The following is an 18,354-nucleotide window of genomic DNA, read 5'->3' as shown; positions in this document are numbered from 1 at the left end:
AACGATCCCGGGAAACCCATGTACACAACTCGAAATCATGCGCTACTCTCGAATGAGTTCGTGGCGTAGGTCACGTAACCTGAGAGCAGCAGGCAGGGTCGTAATGAGCTGGCATCCATGGATGCCGGCTCTTTTTTGTGGGGTCGGCTCCACCAGAAACGCAGTGGAAACACGCGCTTAATTTCATTGATGGAACGTAGGTTCCACCTCACAGAAGTTGGGATATGACCATGAGCAACAACATCGTCCTCGGCGAAAACCAGTACGGCAAAGCAGAAGTCCGCGTCGTCAAGGTCACCCGGGATACCGACCGCCACCACATCGAAGACCTCAACGTCACCTCGCAGCTCCGCGGTGATTTCCAGGCCGCCCACCTTGAGGGCGACAACGGCCACGTCGTCGCAACCGACACCCAGAAGAACACGATCTACGCGTTCGCCCGTGCCGGCGTCGGCTCCCCCGAATCCTTCCTGCTCCGCCTTGCCGATCACTTCACCGGTGAATTCGACTGGGTCACCGGCGGCCGCTGGGAAGCCGAGGCCTACAGCTGGGACCGCATCCAGGCACACGGTGAGGGACACGACCACAGCTTCGTCCGCAACGGGCAAGAGGTGCGTACCGCCGTCGTCGTCCGTGATGGCGCAACCACCCACATCATTGCCGGCCTCAAGGACCTGACCGTCCTGAAGACCACGCAGTCGGGCTTTGTCGGCTACCCGCGCGACAAGTACACCACCCTGCCGGAAACCACGGACCGTATCCTGGCCACGGATGTCTCCGCCCGCTGGCGCTACAACACCAACCTGGACGCCGCAGCCACGGACTTCAACAAGAGCTACGAGGACATCAAGGCCCTCCTCCTTGAAGGCTTCACCGAGAACTACTCTCACGCGCTGCAGCAGACCCTTTTCGACATGGGCAAGAAGGTCCTGGAAGCACACAGCGAAGTGGACGAGATCAAGTTCTCCATGCCCAACAAGCACCACTTCCTGGTTGACCTGAGTCCGTTCGGCCTGGACAACCCCAACGAGGTCTTCTACGCCGCGGACCGTCCGTACGGCCTCATCGAAGCAACCGTCCAGCGCGACAACACCGAAGCAGCACCCGTCGCGTGGAGCGGGATCGCCGGCTTCTGCTAAGCAGCGGTCAGCCAAGCCGGACCCGGCGGCCCGCACACCGGCCTCACCGGACCGACTTGACCACGGAGTTTGTGTACAGGTCTTGCCCGTAAGCGCCCCGCGAGGGCATCACCTGTACACAAACCCGACCCCAAAACCCCAAGCACACCAAAGATTTGTTAGCCAGACACAGTTAGCCAGACGAAGGCGTCTGCCATGAACCCAGAGAGTCTGCCATGAACATCAAGAAGAAATCCCGCCCCGCGAAAGCGAATACCACCGCCGCACGCCCCGAGGACCAGCGCCTCTCCATCGGAAGCACTTTCGCTTACGGCTTCCAGCACGTCCTCACCATGTACGGCGGCATCATCGCTCCGCCTCTGATCATCGGCGCGGCCGCCGGCATGTCATCCCAGGACATCGGCCTCCTGATCGCAGCGTGCCTGTTCGTTGGCGGTCTGGCCACTATCCTCCAGACGGTCGGTATCCCGTTCTTCGGCTCGCAGTTGCCGCTCGTCCAGGGCGTATCGTTCGCCGGCGTGTCCACCATGGTCGCGATTGTCCAGGGCGGCGGCGGAATCCAGGCGGTGTTCGGCTCGGTCATAGTGGCCTCGCTGATAGGCCTGGCCATTACTCCCCTGTTCTCCAAGATCATCAAATTCTTCCCGCCGGTTGTGACAGGCACCGTGATCACCACCATCGGCCTGACACTCATGCCTGTTGCAGCCAACTGGGCGATGGGCGGCAACGCCAAGGCTGAAAACTACGGCAGCATGGCCAACATCGGCCTGGCCGCAGCCACCATGGGCGTGGTCCTGCTCCTCAGCAAGGTTGGCAACGCAGCGATCTCCAGGCTGTCGATCCTGTTGGCCATGGTCATCGGCACCATCATTGCGTTCGTCGCAGGAATGACCGACTTCTCCAAGGTGGGCCAGGGCGACATCGTCGCGTTCCCCACGCCCTTCGCCTTCGGTGCCCCGACCTTCGAAATCGCCGCGATCATTTCCATGCTCATCGTCATCCTGGTGACCCTCACCGAGACCTCCGCGGACATCATCGCCGTAGGCGAGATCGTCGACACCAAGGTTGATTCGCGGCGCATCGGCGATGGTCTCCGCGCCGACATGCTTTCCAGCGCGATCTCGCCGCTCTTCAACTCCTTCACCCAAAGCGCCTTCGCCCAGAACGTTGGCTTGGTGGCGATCACGGGCATCAAGAGCCGCTTCGTGGTCAGCGCCGGCGGCGTCATCCTGGTTGTCCTCGGCTTGCTCCCGATCCTCGGGCGAGTGGTCGCAGCGGTGCCGACGCCCGTCCTGGGCGGTGCCGGCGTCGTGCTTTTCGGAACGGTGGCTGCCAGCGGTATCCGTACCCTGGCCAAGGTCGAGTACAAGAACAACATGAACCTGATCATCGTCGCGGCATCCATCGGCTTCGGCATGATCCCCATCGCAGCCCCGGCGTTCTACGACGAGTTCCCGTCTTGGTTCTCCACGATCTTCCACTCCGGCATCAGCTCGGCTGCGGTGATGGCGATCCTGCTGAACATTATTTTCAACCACTTCAAGGCCGGCAACTCTGATAACCAGTCCGTGTTTGTAGCAGGCACGGAGCGCGTTGTCAGCGAGGACGACATCAAGTGCCTGAGCGAAGGCGACCGCTTCGAGAACGGCAAGCTCATCGACGCCGACGGCAAGGAAGTCCCGCTCAAGACGTCCAGCGCGTCCGAGCATTAGCACCACCTGATGACAAAAAGGCGGCAGTGTTTTCCTTGGGGGACACTGCCGCTATTTGTCTTTTCACCGAGATGACAAAAGATGACAATGTTTCCAGGAAACATTGCCATCAAATGCCATCTCGGCGGGGGTTAGTTCTGGTTGAGCTCCTTGGAGATCGCCAAGGCTGCCTCCCGGAGGAGGGGAACGGCGCGGTCACCGAAGTGGTTGTCAACGCGGGTGATCGGCCCGGAGACGGAGATCGCCGTGGGAGTGGGCGCATTGGGCACTGCCATGGCGAAGCAGCGAACGCCGAGTTCCTGCTCTTCCTCGTCAATGGAGTAGCCGCGCTCACGGATCACTTTGAGGTCTGCCAGGAGGGAGTCGATGTCGCCGATGCTCTTGGCCGTGGGAGTGGGCATGCCGGTACGGGCAACAATGCCCCGGACCTGCTCGTCGTCCAGTTGGGCGAGGATGGCCTTGCCTACGCCGGTGTCGTGCGTGTGGGCGCGCCGGCCAACCTCCGTGAACATGCGCATCGAGTGCATGGACGGAACCTGTGCCACATAGATGACCATGTCGGAATCGAGAACGGCCATGTTGGAGGTTTCCCCGAGCCGTTCCACAAGAGTCTTCAGCTGGGGGCGGGCAACGGCGCCAAGCTGCTTGCTGGCCCCTTCACCGAGGCGGATGAGCCGCGGGCCCAGGGCGTAGCGCCGGTTGGGAAGCTGGCGGATATAGCCGAGCGCCACCAGCGTCCGCAGGAGGCGATGGATGGTGGGCAAGGGCAGGTCTGTAGACGAGGACAGCTCGCTGAGAGTGACATCGCCGCCTGCATCGGTGATCAGTTCCAACAGTTCAAAGACGCGCTCAACCGACTGCACGCCTCCGGAGGCTTTTTCAGCCATTCCCTTGTCTCCAATGACTCAGATTCCGACAACTCTTATCCGCATCGTGAAAAGAATTGCTTAGAACACCCAAGATACAGCACGTACGGCAGCAACGCGACGACACCGAACATGACCGCGCAAGGGGTTGTGTTTCCACCTTGTAGATAATAATATCCATAATACGAAAACATTTAGTTTGGAACGGCGGCCCGGGAACGGGCCTAACAGGAGGAATTTCAATGGCGAATCCCAGCCCCGGAAACTCGATCACCCTGCGCGTCGCCGCGCCGTCGAGCTTCACGGCTACGAGTGAACTGGCAGCTGCGGTGGGTGCGGCCGGCGCCGCAATCACCGCCTTGGACGTCACGGAATCCCACCACGAGACGATTGTCGTGGACGTGACCTGCAACACCACGGACGACGCCCATGCAGGCCGCGTCAAGGACGCCCTCAATGCCCTCGACGGCGTTACCGTCCAGCACGTCTCCGACCGCACCTTCCTCATGCACCTCGGCGGCAAGCTCGAAGTTGTCCCGAAAGTAGCCCTCCGCAACCGCGACGATCTTTCCCGCGCCTACACTCCCGGCGTCGCGCGTGTCTGCCTGGCCATCGCCGAAGACCCGGCCGCCGCCCGCAACCTGACGGTCAAGCGCAACACCATCGCCGTCCTCACCGACGGCTCCGCAGTGCTGGGCCTGGGCAACATCGGCCCGGCCGCAGCACTTCCGGTCATGGAGGGCAAGGCCGCGCTGTTCAAGCAATTCGCCAACGTCGACGCCTGGCCGGTCTGCCTGGACACCCAGGACACCGAGGAAATCATCAAGATCGCCAAGGCCATGGCCCCGGTCTACGGCGGCATCAACCTCGAAGACATCGCCGCACCGCGCTGTTTCGAGATCGAGAACCGCCTCCGCGAGGAGCTGGACATCCCTGTCTTCCACGATGACCAGCACGGCACCGCGATCGTCACGCTCGCAGCCCTGGTCAACGCCCTGCGCGTGGTGGACAAGAAGCTGTCCGAGGTCAAGATCGTTGTCTCGGGCGTCGGCGCCGCAGGCTCGGCCATCATCCAGCTCCTCAAGGCACAGGGCGCACAGCACATCGTCGCTGCCGGCCGCTCGGGCGCCATCCACTCGGGTGAAAAGTACGACGACGAGCACCGCACCTGGATTGCCGCGAACACCAACGAGGAAGGCTTCTCCGGATCCCTCCACGACGCCCTCAAGGGAGCCGACGTGTTCATCGGCGTCAGCGCCCCGCACGTCATCGGCGAAGAGCAAGTGGCTTCCATGGCCGAGAACGCCATCGTGTTCGCCATGGCCAACCCCACGCCGGAAATCGACCCGGCCATCGCCTCCAAGCACGCAGCCGTCGTAGCCACAGGACGCAGCGACTTCCCTAACCAGATCAACAACGTGCTGGCATTCCCGGGCTTCTTCCGCGGCCTGCTGGATGCAGGGGCATCAGATATCACACCGAACATGCTGGTAGCCGCTGCCGAGGCAATCGCCAACCGGGTGGCTGACGACGAGCTGAACGCGAGCTACATTATCCCCAGCGTCTTCGATCCCCACGTTGCCGCGGACGTGGCTGCAGCCGTTGCCGCAGCTGCGCACGCCAATGCCGCCAGCGCCCGCTAGCACCAGCGCTCACTAGAAAAAGGAATCCGCTCCCATGGCTATTACAGTCACCGATCCCCGGCCGATCGAACGCGCCGAGGAAATCCTCACTCCCAAAGCACTGGCCTTCATCGAGGAACTGCACAAGCGCTTTGCCGGCACCCGCAACGACCTTTTGGAAGCCCGCAAGGCAAAGCGCCAGCAGGTTGCTGACACCAGCCGCCTGGACTTCCTCCCGGAGACCCGGGAAATCCGCGACGGCGACTGGAAAGTCGCGGAGGCACCGGCGGCTTTGCAAGACCGCCGCGTTGAAATGACCGGCCCGGCAACCCCTGCCAAGATGGCCATCAACGCCCTCAACTCGGGCGCCAAGGTCTGGCTCGCAGACCTCGAAGACGCCTCAACGCCCACGTGGCCCAACGTCATCGACGCGGTCCTCAACCTCCGCGACGCCGCCCAAGGCACCCTGAGCTACACCTCCCCCGAAGGCAAGGAATACCGCCTTCGCACGGATGCTCCCTTGGCCGTGGTTGTGGCCCGCCCCCGCGGCTGGCACATGGAAGAAAGTCACCTGCTGATCGACGGACAACCCACGGTCGGGGGGCTGGTGGACTTCGGCCTCCATTTCTTCCACATCGCCAAGCAGCTGCTCCTCAACGGCCACGGCCCGTACTACTACCTGCCCAAGATGGAGAGCCACCTCGAGGCCCGCCTCTGGAACGACATCTTCGTATTCGCCCAGGACTTCCTCGGCATCCCGCAGGGCAGCATCCGCGCCACCGTGCTGATCGAAACCATCCCGGCCGCATTTGAAATGGACGAGATCCTTTACGAACTCCGCGACCATGCCTCTGGTTTGAACGCCGGCCGCTGGGACTACCTCTTCAGCATCATCAAGTACTTCCGTGACGCCGGCGAGGAGTTCGTCCTCCCGGACCGCGCAACGGTAGCCATGACCGCTCCGTTCATGCGCGCCTACACCGAGCTCCTGGTCAAGACGTGCCACAAGCGCGGCGCCTTCGCCATGGGTGGCATGGCCGCGGTCATCCCCAACCGCAAGCAGCCGGACGTCACTGCCGCAGCCTTCGACAAGGTTCGCGCCGACAAGACCCGCGAAGCAAACGACGGCTTCGACGGCTCCTGGGTTGCCCACCCGGACCTGGTTTCCACATGCCGCGAAGTGTTCGACTCCGTGCTCGGCGACCCTGCGAATGGCGGCAAGCCCAACCAGCTGGACAAGCAGCGCCCCGAGGTGAACGTCACGGCCGAGCAGCTTATCGACGTCGCTTCCGCCGGCGGTACCGTCACGGAAGCCGGGCTTCGCCTCAACCTGTACGTCGCCGTCGCCTACACCGGGGTCTGGATCTCCGGCAGCGGCGCTGTTGCCATCCACAACCTCATGGAGGACGCCGCGACGGCGGAAATCTCGCGTTCGCAGGTGTGGCAGCAACTTCGCAACAAGTCGATCCTCGCAGACACGGGCAACACCGTGACCCGCGAACTCGTGAGCCGCATTCTCGGCGAAGAGACCGAGCGCCTGCGCATCGAATTCGGCGACGACAACTTCAAGAAGTACTACGAGCCGGCGTCCAAGCTCATCGAGGACATCTGCCTCTCCGATGAGTACACGGACTTCCTCACCACGCCCGCGTATGAGCTGGTGGGCTGAGATGGGTTCATTCTCTTCTTCTGATTTGGCTCATATCGAGTCGCAGCTCGCCGCCACGGACCAGTTGCTTGACGGCAACTACCCCGGCGACGACGGCTCACGCCAGCCCATCCACACGGTTTACGTCCCGGCCGACCGCTTCACGCCCACCTTGTCAGCCGAGTGGGGCGCGCAGGCACTTTCGACGGCGGAGGCTCACGGTGGCCTCGAAAAGCTCGGTCAGCTTCTGGGCCAGGAACCGGACCTCGCTGCCGCTGTGGCCGCGCGGGTTGCAGCGAAGCTTTCTGCTGAACCGATCGAGGACCTCCGCCTGGACTTCGAGGATGGTTACGGTGACCGGGGCGACGAGGCCGAAGATGCCGACGTCGTTGCTGCCGCCAAGGCTGTTTCAGCTGCGGTTGCGGCCGGAACAGCTCCGCCGTTTATCGGCATCCGCTTCAAGTGCTTCGAGGCCGCAACGCGTGCCCGCGGCCTGAAGACGCTGGACCTTTTCGTGTCCACTTTGGCTGCAGCCGGGGAGCTTCCTGCCGGGCTGATCCTTACCCTGCCCAAGGTCACCACCGTGGCACAGGTCCAGGCCATGGACTACGCCGTCTCACGCCTCGAGAAAGTCCACGGACTCCCCTCAGGCCGGCTCCGCTTCGAGGTGCAGGTGGAAACGCCGCAGCTCATCCTTGGCGCCGATGGCACCTCGCCGGTGGCACAGCTCCCCCACGTCGTTCCGGGCCGCATCAGCGCACTGCACTACGGCACTTACGACTACAGCGCTTCGCTGGGCATCTCCGCGGAATACCAATCCATGGAGCACCCCGTGGCTGACTTCGCCAAGGAAGTCATGCAGCTCGCCGTTGCCGGCACGGGAATCCGCTTGTCCGACGGTTCCACCAACATCATCCCGGTCGGTGATGCAGTGGAAGACGCGTGGAAGTTGCATGGCCGCTTGGTACGTCGTTCCCTGGAGAACGGCTACTACCAGGGCTGGGATCTCCACGCCGCCCAGCTACCCAGCCGCTTCTCGGCGTCGTACGCCTTCTACCGCGAAGGCTTGCCGGCAGCAGCGCTGCGCCTGCGCAACTACGTCGAACGTACCGAAGGCGGCGTCATGGACGAGCCCGCCACCGCCCGTGCCCTGGCCGGCTTCGTCCTTCGTGGCGTCCAGTGCGGCGCAGTGGGGACCGACGAGGTCAAGGCGCTTGCCGGCGTCGAACTTTCACAGCTGACCGCACTGGCGCACCCGCGGCTTGCACAACCAACGTCCCACTGACTAGGAGCAAACTCATGGGCAACTATTACTACCCGCAGGGCGGGCTGCCGCCGCAGACGCACCTGACCACCGAGCGGGCCATCGTCACCGAGGCGTACACCGTGATCCCCAAGGGCGTCCTTACCGACATTGTGACCAGCAACCTGCCGGGCTTCACCAACACCCGCTCCTGGATCATTGCGCGGCCGATCTCCGGTTTCGCCACTACGTTCTCGCAGCTGATCGTCGAGATCGGCCCCGGCGGCGGTGCCCCCAAGGCCGAGTTCGAAGCCGGCGTTGAAGGCGTGGTCTTCGTGACCAAGGGCAAGCTCAACCTGACCCTCGACGGCGAACTACACCATCTCGAGGAGGGTGGCTACGCCTACCTCGCAGCCGGTTCCGAGTGGGGCGTGGAGAACGTCTCGGACGACATCGTGTCCTACCACTGGATCCGCAAGGCCTACGAGCGGCTCGAGGGTTACGAGGCCAAGTCCTTCGTGACCAACGAGAAGGACATTGAGCCGACCTCTATGCCGGACACCAACGACGTCTGGAAGACCACACGCTTTACGGACTCCAGCGACCTCGCCCACGACATGCAGGTCAACATTGTCACCTTCCAGCCCGGCGGCGTGATCCCCTTCCCGGAAACACACGTCATGGAGCATGGCCTGTACGTCCTCGAGGGCAAGGCCATGTACCTGCTCAACAACGACTGGGTCGAGGTTGAGGCTGGCGACTTCATGTGGCTGCGCGCGTTCTGCCCGCAGGCCTGCTACGCCGGTGGTCCGGGCGAGTTCCGGTACCTGCTGTACAAGGACATGAACCGCCAAGTGAAGCTCACATAGTTCTGTTCTGCTTGCGTGGGTGCAGGAAATCGCCGGAAATGCTGCCAGCTTTTGCTGGGGTATTCCGGCGATTTTCGTTTTCCGGCGAGTTCGCTCAGCGGCGGCGAGCCTAGCGCCGGGCTTAGCGGCGGCGGCCGATGGCGAGCCCGGCCCAAAACGCGAGGACCAGGAGCCCCGCGACCGTCACTGCCAGCCCGATCTGCGTACCGAGGCTAATGAATGCCGCGCCGTTTCCCGTGAAGACCTCATTACTCAGTGGCGCGTAGGCGAACCAGCTTCCTGAGTCTCTGTTGATCCACGCCACGATCAGACCGACAAGCACCGCCACCATCCCCAGCCACGGCACGACGGCGGCAGTAACTTTCCGTGCAGGCTGCGGTGTGCTGTGTTCCCCGGGCGTGTTGTTATCCCCCATGCATGCAAGCCCACCCCCTACCCTGCCCAGCCCCTGACCCACCCAAGTAGGTCGCAGTTGTGCGCGTTTTGAGCCGTCAAAACGCGCACAAATGCGACCTACTTGGGTGCGCCGGCGATCCGGTAGGAGTCCTGGAGCAGCTCGGTGAGTTCGCCGACGTCGATCTTGTCCAGGTGGACCAGGACCAGGTTCGGGGAGCGCTCGTGATGCGGGGTCCAGTAATACTTGTCCGGTTCCATGGCGGCGAGGGCTTCGCGCTCATCAGTCTTCACGGTGACCACGCCGTCCTCCCAGATCCGAGCCATGAGGGTCCTGGCGAACCACGCGGGCTGACCCCAACTGGGCCGTTCGCTGACACCCGGCAAATCCAGGCAGATTCTCCTGACGTCCTCTTCGGTGGCCATGGTTCACTGTGGCAGCGCGCAGAGTGCCCGTCAAACCCCTTCCTGTCAGTACGCCTCGGTAGAGTGCTCACCATGGATGACAAAGCAACGTTGCTCAACTACCTCCGAACGCGCCGGGAGGACCTCCTCGGCAAAGTGGAGAACCTCAGCGAGTACGATTCCCGCCGCCCGATGACCCCCACGGGCACAAACCTGCTGGGCTTGGTGAAACATGTTGCCAGCGTGCAGTTGGACTACTTCGGGGTGACGTTCGGTCGGCCAAGCGGGCGTGACCTGCCGTGGCTTGCCGATGACGCCGAACCCGATTCTGACATGTGGGTACCGGCAACCGAGACCCGTGAAGAAATCCTCGAACTCCACCACTTCTCCGCCAAGCACAGCGATGAGACCATCGAGTCCCTTGCCCTGGATGCGCCAGGGGTGGTGCCGTGGTGGTCAGACGAGAAGAAGAACGTGACCCTGCACCAGATCCTCGTCCACATGTGCGTCGAAACCGCACGTCATGCCGGGCACGCGGACATCATCCGGGAGCTTATCGACAGCTCGGCAGGCCAACGCCCGGGCGATCCGAACATCCCTCAACGCAACTCGGAGGAGTGGGCAGCGCACCGTTACAGAATCGAGGCAGCCGCTCGGGAGGCAGACCGACACCGGTAAAATTTCACAGCCCACGCTTAAGTCGGGCAAACCTCCGGCGTAGCCTCGCTCCGTAGCACGGCGCGCCGTCGTCCCGGTCGTTTTGGCGGTCACTCTTTCTGCCGGTGGTGCCGCCGCCTGGGCACTCGACCGCTTCGTCATTCCGCACGCGCAAATCACCAACGTCTCGGAGTACGAAGCCAGCCAGCGGGCACCTCCGGTACAACCACGACGGCGGACAGCACCTCCGCGGACACCTCGGCAAGCGCCGTGGTCACTGACGCGACATACAGGCAAGGTGACACGGGCGTGTCCATTTCCACGGTGACCACCGGCAGCGGTGACAGCACCGTCACGGACTACGTTGCCGACGTCGTGCTTGACGACGCAACCACGCTGAAGCCGGCGTTTGCCTAGGACACGTAGGGCGGGAACATCACGGGGACCACCTCTGCGATCGCGGAAGGCCACAACGTGGGAGTGAAATGCCGCTGTTCCTGATCCGGGCCACGGGGCCGGCACCCCTTCCCATGGAGATTGGTATCCCAAAGCCCGGTCACAATCCGTTTACAGCCTCCACTATGGTCCTTTGGTATTCCAAAGTGTAATCTACATCACATTCCTTGATGTGATATTTCGATTTCGCATGACGGAACATTCGCGTGGCAATGAATGAACCTTCAGAGCTCAGATAGGAGCGCACTGTGGAAAAAGACCTTGCCCAGGAGGCTGCAACACCGCGGACCGGATCCCTGGCACAACAAATCGAAGGCGCCTACCAGCGGATCGGGGTGACTGGGGCGCACCGGCAGATCGTCTTCATGATCCTGTTGGGCGTCTTCTTTGACGCGCTCGAGCAGAACGCTGTGGGCATCACCGGCCCCATCCTCCGGGAATCGTGGGGCCTGGGCGCTACCGAGATCGGCTTGCTGAACACAATGACGTTTACGGCAACCGCACTGGGACGCCTGGCGACCGGCTTAATCGTGGACAAATTCGGCCGACGGCACATGTTGGTCATCAACCTCATCATCTTCGCAGGGGGTTCCCTTCTCTGTGCCGTTGCCCCTAACTACCCCATCCTGGCTGCCGGTCGCTTCATCGTAGGCTTCGGACTGGGCGGCGAAATCGCGGTAGCCGTGATCATGATGGCGGAGTTCTTCGCCGCCAAACACCGCGGCACAGCCGTGGGACTCATCAACGTCACAGCAGCCGGACTCGGAAACATGCTGGCACCTGCTTTTGGCATCCTGGTCTTTACGATCTTTGACGGCCCGGACAAGTGGCGCTGGGTCTTCGGCCTGCTCTTCATCCCTGCCCTGCTAGTGATGTTCTTCCGGCGCTTCGTCCCCGAGACCCCTCGCTTCCTGGCGTCGCAAGGCAAGATCGACCAAGCAAACCTGGTCATCACACGGCTCGCACGCAACAGACTCTCCGGCCCCATCACTGATCCGGACACCTACATCACCGCAGTATCCAGCCCCGCCACTACCAAGTCCACAGGGCATTGGAAGGATGCGCTCCGCGGCAAACTCCTCAAGAGAACGGTCCTTCTGTGCATCGCGGTCTGCATGTCCTACGCCGCCCAGATTTCCATGTTGACCTTGATGCCGACCATCCTGGTTTCACGAGGGTACGCGGTGAATACGAGCCTGTGGTTCACCCTCATCATGCAATCGGGTTCACTGCTGGGCGCGTGCACGGCCGCTTACCTTGCCAGCCGCCTGCCCCGGAAGAAAGTCCTGACAGCGGCCGCGATTCTAGGCTGCCTGTCCGGTCTGTCCATGGCATTCCTCGCAAGCGACATCGTGTTCGTGGTGATCTTCGGCGTCCTCTTCAACTTCTCCGTCATCATCCTGAACACCACCATCTGGCTCTTCGCACCCGAGCTCTACCCCACCCGTACACGTGGCTTCGGAACATCCATCATTCTCGCCGCGGGTTCCTTGTCCGGCGGTTTGTTCCCCCTCATCTCCGGCGCTGTGTTCGACGCCGCCGGCCTGCCGGGCATGTTCACCACGTTGGCCGTACTCTTCTGCATCCTGGCAATCGTCGTCCAATTCCCACCGGAAACCTTTGGCAAACCCCTCGAAGAAGACGGCGAACCAGGACATGACGAGGAGGCAGCCATCTATGGGCACTGAAACGAAAACCGTCCTGCTGGTCAACCCGAACACCAACCGCAACACCACGGACACAATGGTCCACCTTGCCAAAGAGAACTTGGTGCCCCACGGCTTTGAAGTCATTGGGCTCACTGCGGCGGCGGGGCCGGCAATGATCGTTGACCCGCAGTCCCTGGCAGAGTCCGGAACGCATGTGCGGGACGCCGTGCTCGGCTACTTGTCAGGGCCCGACGGCGGCAAGGTCACCGGGGTTCTGGTGGCGGCCATCGGGGATCCCGGACGGGCAGGGTTGGCCCGCGAATTGGACATCCCCGTAATCGGCATCGGGCAGGGATCCGTCCGTGCAGCAGCCCACGCTCCGGACGGTTCACTCCGCCGTTTCGGGATGGCCACCAGCACACCCCTGCTAGTGGACGCACTCGGCAAACTGGTTGCCGCGCACGGAGTGTCGGAGCACTTCACGGGGGTCCGGCTTACGGAGTCCGAGCCGCTGGTCCTCGCCGGAGACCCCGAGCGGCAGTTCCAGGAGTTGGCCCATGCTGTCCATGCGGCGATGGATCAGGACGGCGCCGAGGCCGTCATCATTGCCGGCGGACCACTCAGCGCCACTGCCCGCCGCCTGGCCGGGACCACCGCCGTCGAGATCATCCAACCTGTTCCGAGCGCGTGCCGGCTGCTCCTCACTGAGTTCGCACAACTGGGTTAACCGCCCGCCCCCCAAAAAAGCAGGGCCCGACGGCGGAACCCAAGTGCCGCCGTCGGGCCCAACTAGGTCGCATTTAAGCGCGTTTTGACGGGGCTAAACGCGCTTAACTGCGACCCAGTTGGGTGCCCACGCACGAGGTGCGCAACCCCCGCAAGCCCACCCCGCAAACTTGATGGGAAATTGATCCAAACGAGCAAAGTTCCTTGATATTGCAGGGCCACGCTGGAAGCACACGGAGCACCAATACAGAGGGGTTTCGGCGTCGAATATCCGGCAAGAACACAATGATGTGGGGGACAACATGGATCAAGGACCAGCACTCACAGAGGTGATCGCCGTCAAAGGCATCATCCAGGACCAGCACCCCGTGGACTTCCACGCGCTGGGTGTTGCAGGTTGCATCGACAGGCTCGCTGCGCCGCTTCGACGCTCAGGAGTATCCGTTCAATGGCACATACCCCACCACGGAATTGAAATTTCCTCCGCATCCGCAGCCCTCCTCTACCACGTAGCGCAGGAGACCTTCAGCAACACCCTGAACTACGCCGAAGCCAGCGAACTCACCATCAAGCTCAACGCGGTGTACCACGGTATCCAGCTGACCATCAAAGACGATGGCAAAGGCTTCGAGATCCACGCCGCGCCCAGTGGTCGCCGGCATGGCTTTGGACTGCTGCTGATGTCCATCGCCGTGCACGACGCCGGAGGAACGGTGGAGATCGATTCCGAACCCGGGCAGGGCACCAGCGTGAGCGTTACATTGCCCCTCGATTGAGTCCAAGTTGGGACCATTTTTGGGGGCCCAAACCATGGAACGGCGGCGTTCGCGGACGTATTCTGTAGCTACTTTTCAGCCTGGCATCCCGAGGGAATGGCACGAAAATGGCACGGAGCAAGGGTCCACGGTTCAGTTTGGGCAAGGTCCTTTTGAGGATCTTCGGGTTTTTCTTCGTGAGCATCCTTTGCGGGGTGCTGATCACGGGCTTCCTGGCGCCGATGGTCGCTTTTACCAGTTCCACGGTGGGCAGTTCCGTCGGCTTTTACAACAGTCTGCCAAGCCAGCTCGAGGTGGAATCCCCGTCCCTTTCCAGCACCGTTGTCAGTGCGGACGGGCAGCACATTGCAACGTTCTATGCAGAGAACCGCGTGAAGGTCCCGCTGGACCAGATGTCACCCTTCATCCGCAAGGCGATCGTCGCCATCGAGGACAGCCGCTTCTATCAGCACACGGGCGTTGACGCCCAAGGCATCATGAGGGCATTGACGTCCAACCTGACGCAGGGAACCCGGCAAGGCGCATCCACCCTGACGCAGCAGTACGTCACCAATGTGCTGAACGAGTCCCGTTTGTCGGAGGGCCGTAAGGAGGAGGTAGTCCTCAGCGGCCAGAAGACCATTGGCGACAAGCTCCGCGAAATAAAACTCGCCCTTGAACTGGAAAAGCGCTTCACCAAAGAACAGATCCTTGAGGGCTACCTGAACATCGTGTTCTTCAATCGGAATGCCTACGGTATTGAGGCGGCGTCGCGTTACTTCTTCAGCACCACGGCGAAGGACCTGACCTTGCCGCAAGCCGCCCTCCTGGCCGGGCTCGTCAACGGACCCAGCATTTACGATCCCACAGCCAATCCGGAATCCGCCTTCAACCGGCGAAACCTTGTGCTGGACAGGATGCTGGAACAAGTCATGATCACCCAAGCCGAGCATGACGCTGCTGTGGCGTCACCCGTGGAACTCAAGATCACCCCTTCCCTGCAGGGCTGCGCCGGTGCCACGATCGCCACCTACTTCTGCGATTACGTATCCCACCTGATTTTGAACAACGAGGCCTACGGGCCCACCGTTGAAGACCGTGAACGGCTCCTGTACCGGGGCGGCCTCACCATCACCACCACCCTGGACAGCAGGCTGCAGGCTGTTGCCCAAACCCAGGTGGACGCGTCGGCAGGTGAAAATCCGGACAAGTGGGGCGCAGCACTGACGTCGGTGGAGCCGGGTACGGGAAAGATCCTGGCCATGGCGCAAAACACCGTGTTTGTGCCGACGCCTGGCAAGTTCGATACGCAACTGAACTTCAACGTGGACGCCAAGGATGAGAACGGTTTAGACCTTAACGGAGCGGGCGGATTCCAACCGGGCTCAACCATGAAGCCGTTCATCTTCGCGGAATGGCTCAATCAGGGTAAATCCCCCACCGCCATGGTGGATGCTTCCCGCAGGGTCTACCCGGTTGGCTTCCCGTGGCGTTCCAGTTGCGGCAAGGTGCTCGGCGGATACAGCACTGCACAGAAAGCCCAGAACCTCGGTGCTGACGATGACCTGCAGAACAACGACGAGGGCTACTACCGCAGCATGCCCATCAACTATGGCCTGTACAACTCGATCAACACCGCAACGTTTGCCACGGCAGCACAACTGGACTTCTGCGGTATCCAGCGGATGGTGGACGCCGTTGGTCTCCACAGCGGCTTGGACAATGCTCCGATCAACATGCACCAGATCGGCAACCTGCTCGGTTCCATCGGCGTCGCCCCCTTGGTCCTCGCGAGCGCATATGCGACCTTCGCCCACGACGGCACCTATTGCAAACCCATGGCGATTACCGAAATCACCGATGCCCAAGGCCGGAGATACGACGCCCAAACCCCCGAGTGCCGCAGCGCTGTGAAACCTGAAGTTGCCCGCGGAGTGAACGCCGTCCTGCAGGACGTACTCAAGGTTGGGTCCGGTGTGTACATCGAACCCAAGGTCCAAAGCCGAGTTCCCGTGGCGGCCAAGACCGGTACGTCGAACAACAACGGTGCCACGTGGATTGCCGGTTACACCACCCGGATATCCACGGCTTCGTTCTTTGGGGATACCACCGCGGGCCAGCAGCGGGCAGGGCAAAACGTCACCATCAACGGCAAGTTCTACCGTTCATTGGACGGTTACATGATCGCCGGTCCGCAATGGGCCAACTTCATGATGGAAGCCACAGCCCTCTACCCGAGCGGCGCCTTTGCGGCACCGGCACCTCCGCCGTCCGCGCCCCCTTCGGCAACTGCTACGCCACGGTGACTTTAAAGCACGACGGCGGCTTCCGCCGTCGGGCGTTCCTCGTTGCGGGACCCGCTCTTCCTCCTTTCGTGACGACCTTTCGCGACGACGAGACACGCAAAGCGGGCCACACAACGCGAGGGGTGCCTTGTTCAGGCTGGTTCTGACAGACCCTCTCAGGTGGTCCCTGTTCCGTCGTACGGTGTTGGTATGGATAACCGAGCCGAGGTACGAGAGTTCCTGTCGTCCCGCCGCGGACGCATCACCCCCGAGCAGGCTGGCCTGGAGACGTTCGGGAGCCGGCGTCGCGTGAGTGGTCTCCGCCGTGAAGAGGTGGCGCGACTGGCGGGCGTCAGCGTGGACTACTACACACGGCTTGAACGCGGGAACTTGAACGGCGTCTCCGACAGTGTGCTCGACTCGATCGCCCGTGCCCTGAACCTTGACCGGGCCGAACACGATCACTTGTACGATCTTGCCCGGGCTGCCAACAAGTCCGCGCGCAAACGGTCAACGTCGGCAGCCGCCACAGCGCGCCCGGTGCTTCAGCACATGCTGGACGCCATCACAGGTGCGCCGGCGTTCATCGGAAATAACCGAATGGACATCGTCGCAGCGAACGCCCTGGGCTACGCGCTCTATTCAGACATGTACAAGGGAACAACTGCGCGTCCGGCCAACCACTCCCGCTTCATTTTCCTCGACTCGCGCTCCCACGACTTCTATACGGACTGGGAACGCGCGGCTAACGTCAACGTCGCGATCCTCCGGCGCGACGCCGGCAGGTCTCCCCACGACAAAGGCATCGCCGAGCTCGTTGGCGAATTGTCCATGCGCAGCGACGAATTCCGGACCCGGTGGGCCGCCCACAACGTTCGCCGCCACTACACCGGGGCCAAGACCTTCAAGCACCCGGTAGTAGGCCTGCTGGAACTGAACTACCAAGTGTTGGACCTCGAAGAGGACCCCGGCTACACGTTGACCGTGTACCCCGCTGTTCCGGGCAGCCCATCGGAGGATGCGCTGAAGATGCTCGCGTCCTGGGCGGCCACCGGGAACATTGTGGAAACCGCCCTCACCGCGCGTAGCGTTCGGTGAAATTCCGCAGCACCCTCATCGGTTCGGTCACAGAAGACTGCCTGGCGGTCCCGATGAGTTCGTCCGCGGCGTCCGGCGGGAAGTAGCCGGCGTTTTTGTAGATGTTGATCCTGGTGATCAGCCCGTCCGCATCGAGTTCGGGGTGGAACTGTGTGGCGTACAGGTTGTTCTTGATCCGAAACATGTGAACAGGACATGCTGCCGAGCTCGCCAGCAACACAGCGTGGCCCGGCAACTTAGCGCATGCTTCTTTGTGCCCGACGAACGCCTCGAACGTGGTGGGAAGCCCATGTAGTAGTGGGTCTTTGCTTCCTTCCACCGTCAGCATGATCTTCGTGGGCCCAACTGGTTCGCCGAAGCGCCGATCGATCGTGGCGCCCTGGTGCACCCCCAAGGTGCCGACGCCATAGCAGGCTCCCAGGAAGGGGAAGTCCTCGGCCACGATGCGGTCCAGGAGCGTGGAGAGTTCTGTCTCCACACGGAGCTGGGTCGTGGTCTTCTCCTCTACAGGGTCGCTGGAGGTGAAGGGACTGCCGCCAACGATGACTCCGGAATAGTGATCGAGTTCCAATGCGGGCAAGGGCGCAGACTCCAGCCGCACGCGGAGCAGTTCGTCCGGCCTGAGACCGCAGTAGCGCAGGTATGCCTGGTACTCGTCATCGGCGGCGGCGTCTTCTGCTCGGGTGGCCAGCAACAGGAAGGGCTTCACAGGCCCAGTCTGCGGGAGGAATGTACGGGTGTCCATGTATGTTGCTGGGGGTGTCTGACAGACACTCCCAGAGCCCCTGCCTTATTGCGTAGCGTAGGGATTGTTCACGCTAACGTCCCGTA

At 62.2% G+C, this 18,354-nt stretch carries 16 protein-coding genes; 12 read left to right on the top strand and 4 right to left on the bottom strand.

The features are described 5' to 3' along the window. Positions 1-224: 224 nt before the first annotated feature. Positions 225-1,139: a factor-independent urate hydroxylase gene (gene pucL / locus AB0N65_RS15540; RefSeq protein ID WP_364163340.1), complete on the top strand. Its 915-nt coding sequence runs from the start codon at positions 225-227 to the stop codon at positions 1,137-1,139. A 215-nt stretch (positions 1,140-1,354) separates the two neighbouring features. Continuing rightward, a complete protein-coding gene (locus AB0N65_RS15535) occupies positions 1,355-2,851 on the top strand; it encodes a nucleobase:cation symporter-2 family protein (RefSeq protein ID WP_364163337.1) in 1,497 nt (498 codons plus the stop codon). Between the two features lie 131 nt (positions 2,852-2,982). Here the strand turns inward: AB0N65_RS15535 and AB0N65_RS15530 are convergent, their stop codons facing one another. Further along, positions 2,983-3,738 carry an IclR family transcriptional regulator gene (locus AB0N65_RS15530; protein ID WP_364163334.1) on the bottom strand — a complete coding sequence of 252 codons (756 nt, stop codon included), beginning with the start codon at positions 3,736-3,738 and terminating at the stop codon, positions 2,983-2,985. A gap of 221 nt (positions 3,739-3,959) precedes the next feature. Between AB0N65_RS15530 and AB0N65_RS15525 the strand changes: the two genes are divergently transcribed. From AB0N65_RS15525 to AB0N65_RS15510, 4 genes are read left to right on the top strand one after another with little or no spacing between them, the layout of a single operon-like run. Then, positions 3,960-5,360 (top strand): NAD-dependent malic enzyme, encoded by a 1,401-nt coding sequence (locus AB0N65_RS15525; RefSeq protein ID WP_364163331.1) that lies wholly within the window; start codon positions 3,960-3,962, stop codon positions 5,358-5,360. A gap of 34 nt (positions 5,361-5,394) precedes the next feature. Beyond that, on the top strand, positions 5,395-7,008 hold the full coding sequence (gene aceB / locus AB0N65_RS15520; protein WP_364163327.1) for a malate synthase A: 1,614 nt from the start codon (positions 5,395-5,397) through the stop codon (positions 7,006-7,008). Position 7,009: 1 nt separating this feature from the next. After that, a complete protein-coding gene (locus AB0N65_RS15515) occupies positions 7,010-8,272 on the top strand; it encodes an aldolase (RefSeq protein ID WP_364163324.1) in 1,263 nt (420 codons plus the stop codon). 14 nt (positions 8,273-8,286) lie between these two features. Beyond that, on the top strand, positions 8,287-9,099 hold the full coding sequence (locus tag AB0N65_RS15510) for a bifunctional allantoicase/(S)-ureidoglycine aminohydrolase (protein WP_364163321.1): 813 nt from the start codon (positions 8,287-8,289) through the stop codon (positions 9,097-9,099). Between the two features lie 121 nt (positions 9,100-9,220). Here the strand turns inward: AB0N65_RS15510 and AB0N65_RS15505 are convergent, their stop codons facing one another. Together AB0N65_RS15505 and AB0N65_RS15500 are read right to left on the bottom strand one after the other, a co-directional pair. Further along, positions 9,221-9,514 carry a hypothetical protein gene (locus AB0N65_RS15505; RefSeq protein ID WP_364163318.1) on the bottom strand — a complete coding sequence of 98 codons (294 nt, stop codon included), beginning with the start codon at positions 9,512-9,514 and terminating at the stop codon, positions 9,221-9,223. A 98-nt stretch (positions 9,515-9,612) separates the two neighbouring features. After that, positions 9,613-9,918, bottom strand: a complete 306-nt coding sequence (locus tag AB0N65_RS15500; RefSeq protein ID WP_364163315.1) for an MmcQ/YjbR family DNA-binding protein — start codon at positions 9,916-9,918, stop codon at positions 9,613-9,615. Positions 9,919-9,990: 72 nt separating this feature from the next. Between AB0N65_RS15500 and AB0N65_RS15495 the strand changes: the two genes are divergently transcribed. The 6 genes from AB0N65_RS15495 to AB0N65_RS15470 all read left to right on the top strand — a co-directional run bounded on the left by AB0N65_RS15495 (position 9,991) and on the right by AB0N65_RS15470 (position 17,523). Further along, entirely contained in the window at positions 9,991-10,575 is a 585-nt protein-coding gene (locus tag AB0N65_RS15495; protein ID WP_364163312.1) for a DinB family protein, read from the top strand. 683 nt (positions 10,576-11,258) lie between these two features. Then, positions 11,259-12,698: an MFS transporter gene (locus tag AB0N65_RS15490; RefSeq protein WP_364163309.1), complete on the top strand. Its 1,440-nt coding sequence runs from the start codon at positions 11,259-11,261 to the stop codon at positions 12,696-12,698. Beyond that, positions 12,688-13,386, top strand: coding sequence for an aspartate/glutamate racemase family protein (locus tag AB0N65_RS15485; protein WP_364163306.1), 699 nt, complete (start codon positions 12,688-12,690; stop codon positions 13,384-13,386). The genes AB0N65_RS15490 and AB0N65_RS15485 overlap by 11 nt, the downstream gene beginning before the upstream one ends. A 301-nt stretch (positions 13,387-13,687) precedes the next feature. Next, entirely contained in the window at positions 13,688-14,161 is a 474-nt protein-coding gene (locus AB0N65_RS15480; protein ID WP_364163302.1) for an ATP-binding protein, read from the top strand. A 107-nt stretch (positions 14,162-14,268) separates the two neighbouring features. Next, positions 14,269-16,446: a transglycosylase domain-containing protein gene (locus AB0N65_RS15475; RefSeq protein WP_364163299.1), complete on the top strand. Its 2,178-nt coding sequence runs from the start codon at positions 14,269-14,271 to the stop codon at positions 16,444-16,446. Positions 16,447-16,635: 189 nt separating this feature from the next. Further along, a complete protein-coding gene (locus tag AB0N65_RS15470) occupies positions 16,636-17,523 on the top strand; it encodes a helix-turn-helix transcriptional regulator (RefSeq protein ID WP_364163296.1) in 888 nt (295 codons plus the stop codon). On the opposite strand, the gene AB0N65_RS15465 is transcribed toward AB0N65_RS15470, so the two are convergent. Continuing rightward, on the bottom strand, positions 17,501-18,232 hold the full coding sequence (locus AB0N65_RS15465; protein ID WP_364163386.1) for a glutamine amidotransferase: 732 nt from the start codon (positions 18,230-18,232) through the stop codon (positions 17,501-17,503). The genes AB0N65_RS15470 and AB0N65_RS15465 overlap by 23 nt on opposite strands. Positions 18,233-18,354: the final 122 nt, after the last annotated feature.

It is taken from the genome of Paenarthrobacter sp. NPDC089322 (assembly GCF_040684895.1).
Taxonomy (GTDB): Bacteria; Actinomycetota; Actinomycetes; order Actinomycetales; family Micrococcaceae; genus Arthrobacter.
Note: the sequence above shows the minus strand (reverse complement) of the source record. Positions and strands in the feature narration are given on the sequence as shown.

Excerpts from the sequence above, each read along its gene's own strand:
- pucL (WP_364163340.1), top strand. The coding sequence starts at position 225 with ATGACCATGAGCAACAACATCGTCCTCGGCGAAAACCAGTACGGCAAA.
- AB0N65_RS15535 (WP_364163337.1), top strand. The coding sequence starts at position 1,355 with ATGAACATCAAGAAGAAATCCCGCCCCGCGAAAGCGAATACCACCGCC.
- AB0N65_RS15530 (WP_364163334.1), bottom strand. The coding sequence starts at position 3,738 with ATGGCTGAAAAAGCCTCCGGAGGCGTGCAGTCGGTTGAGCGCGTCTTT.
- AB0N65_RS15525 (WP_364163331.1), top strand. The coding sequence starts at position 3,960 with ATGGCGAATCCCAGCCCCGGAAACTCGATCACCCTGCGCGTCGCCGCG.
- aceB (WP_364163327.1), top strand. The coding sequence starts at position 5,395 with ATGGCTATTACAGTCACCGATCCCCGGCCGATCGAACGCGCCGAGGAA.
- AB0N65_RS15515 (WP_364163324.1), top strand. The coding sequence starts at position 7,010 with ATGGGTTCATTCTCTTCTTCTGATTTGGCTCATATCGAGTCGCAGCTC.
- AB0N65_RS15510 (WP_364163321.1), top strand. The coding sequence starts at position 8,287 with ATGGGCAACTATTACTACCCGCAGGGCGGGCTGCCGCCGCAGACGCAC.
- AB0N65_RS15505 (WP_364163318.1), bottom strand. The coding sequence starts at position 9,514 with ATGGGGGATAACAACACGCCCGGGGAACACAGCACACCGCAGCCTGCA.
- AB0N65_RS15500 (WP_364163315.1), bottom strand. The coding sequence starts at position 9,918 with ATGGCCACCGAAGAGGACGTCAGGAGAATCTGCCTGGATTTGCCGGGT.
- AB0N65_RS15495 (WP_364163312.1), top strand. The coding sequence starts at position 9,991 with ATGGATGACAAAGCAACGTTGCTCAACTACCTCCGAACGCGCCGGGAG.
- AB0N65_RS15485 (WP_364163306.1), top strand. The coding sequence starts at position 12,688 with ATGGGCACTGAAACGAAAACCGTCCTGCTGGTCAACCCGAACACCAAC.
- AB0N65_RS15480 (WP_364163302.1), top strand. The coding sequence starts at position 13,688 with ATGGATCAAGGACCAGCACTCACAGAGGTGATCGCCGTCAAAGGCATC.
- AB0N65_RS15475 (WP_364163299.1), top strand. The coding sequence starts at position 14,269 with ATGGCACGGAGCAAGGGTCCACGGTTCAGTTTGGGCAAGGTCCTTTTG.
- AB0N65_RS15470 (WP_364163296.1), top strand. The coding sequence starts at position 16,636 with ATGGATAACCGAGCCGAGGTACGAGAGTTCCTGTCGTCCCGCCGCGGA.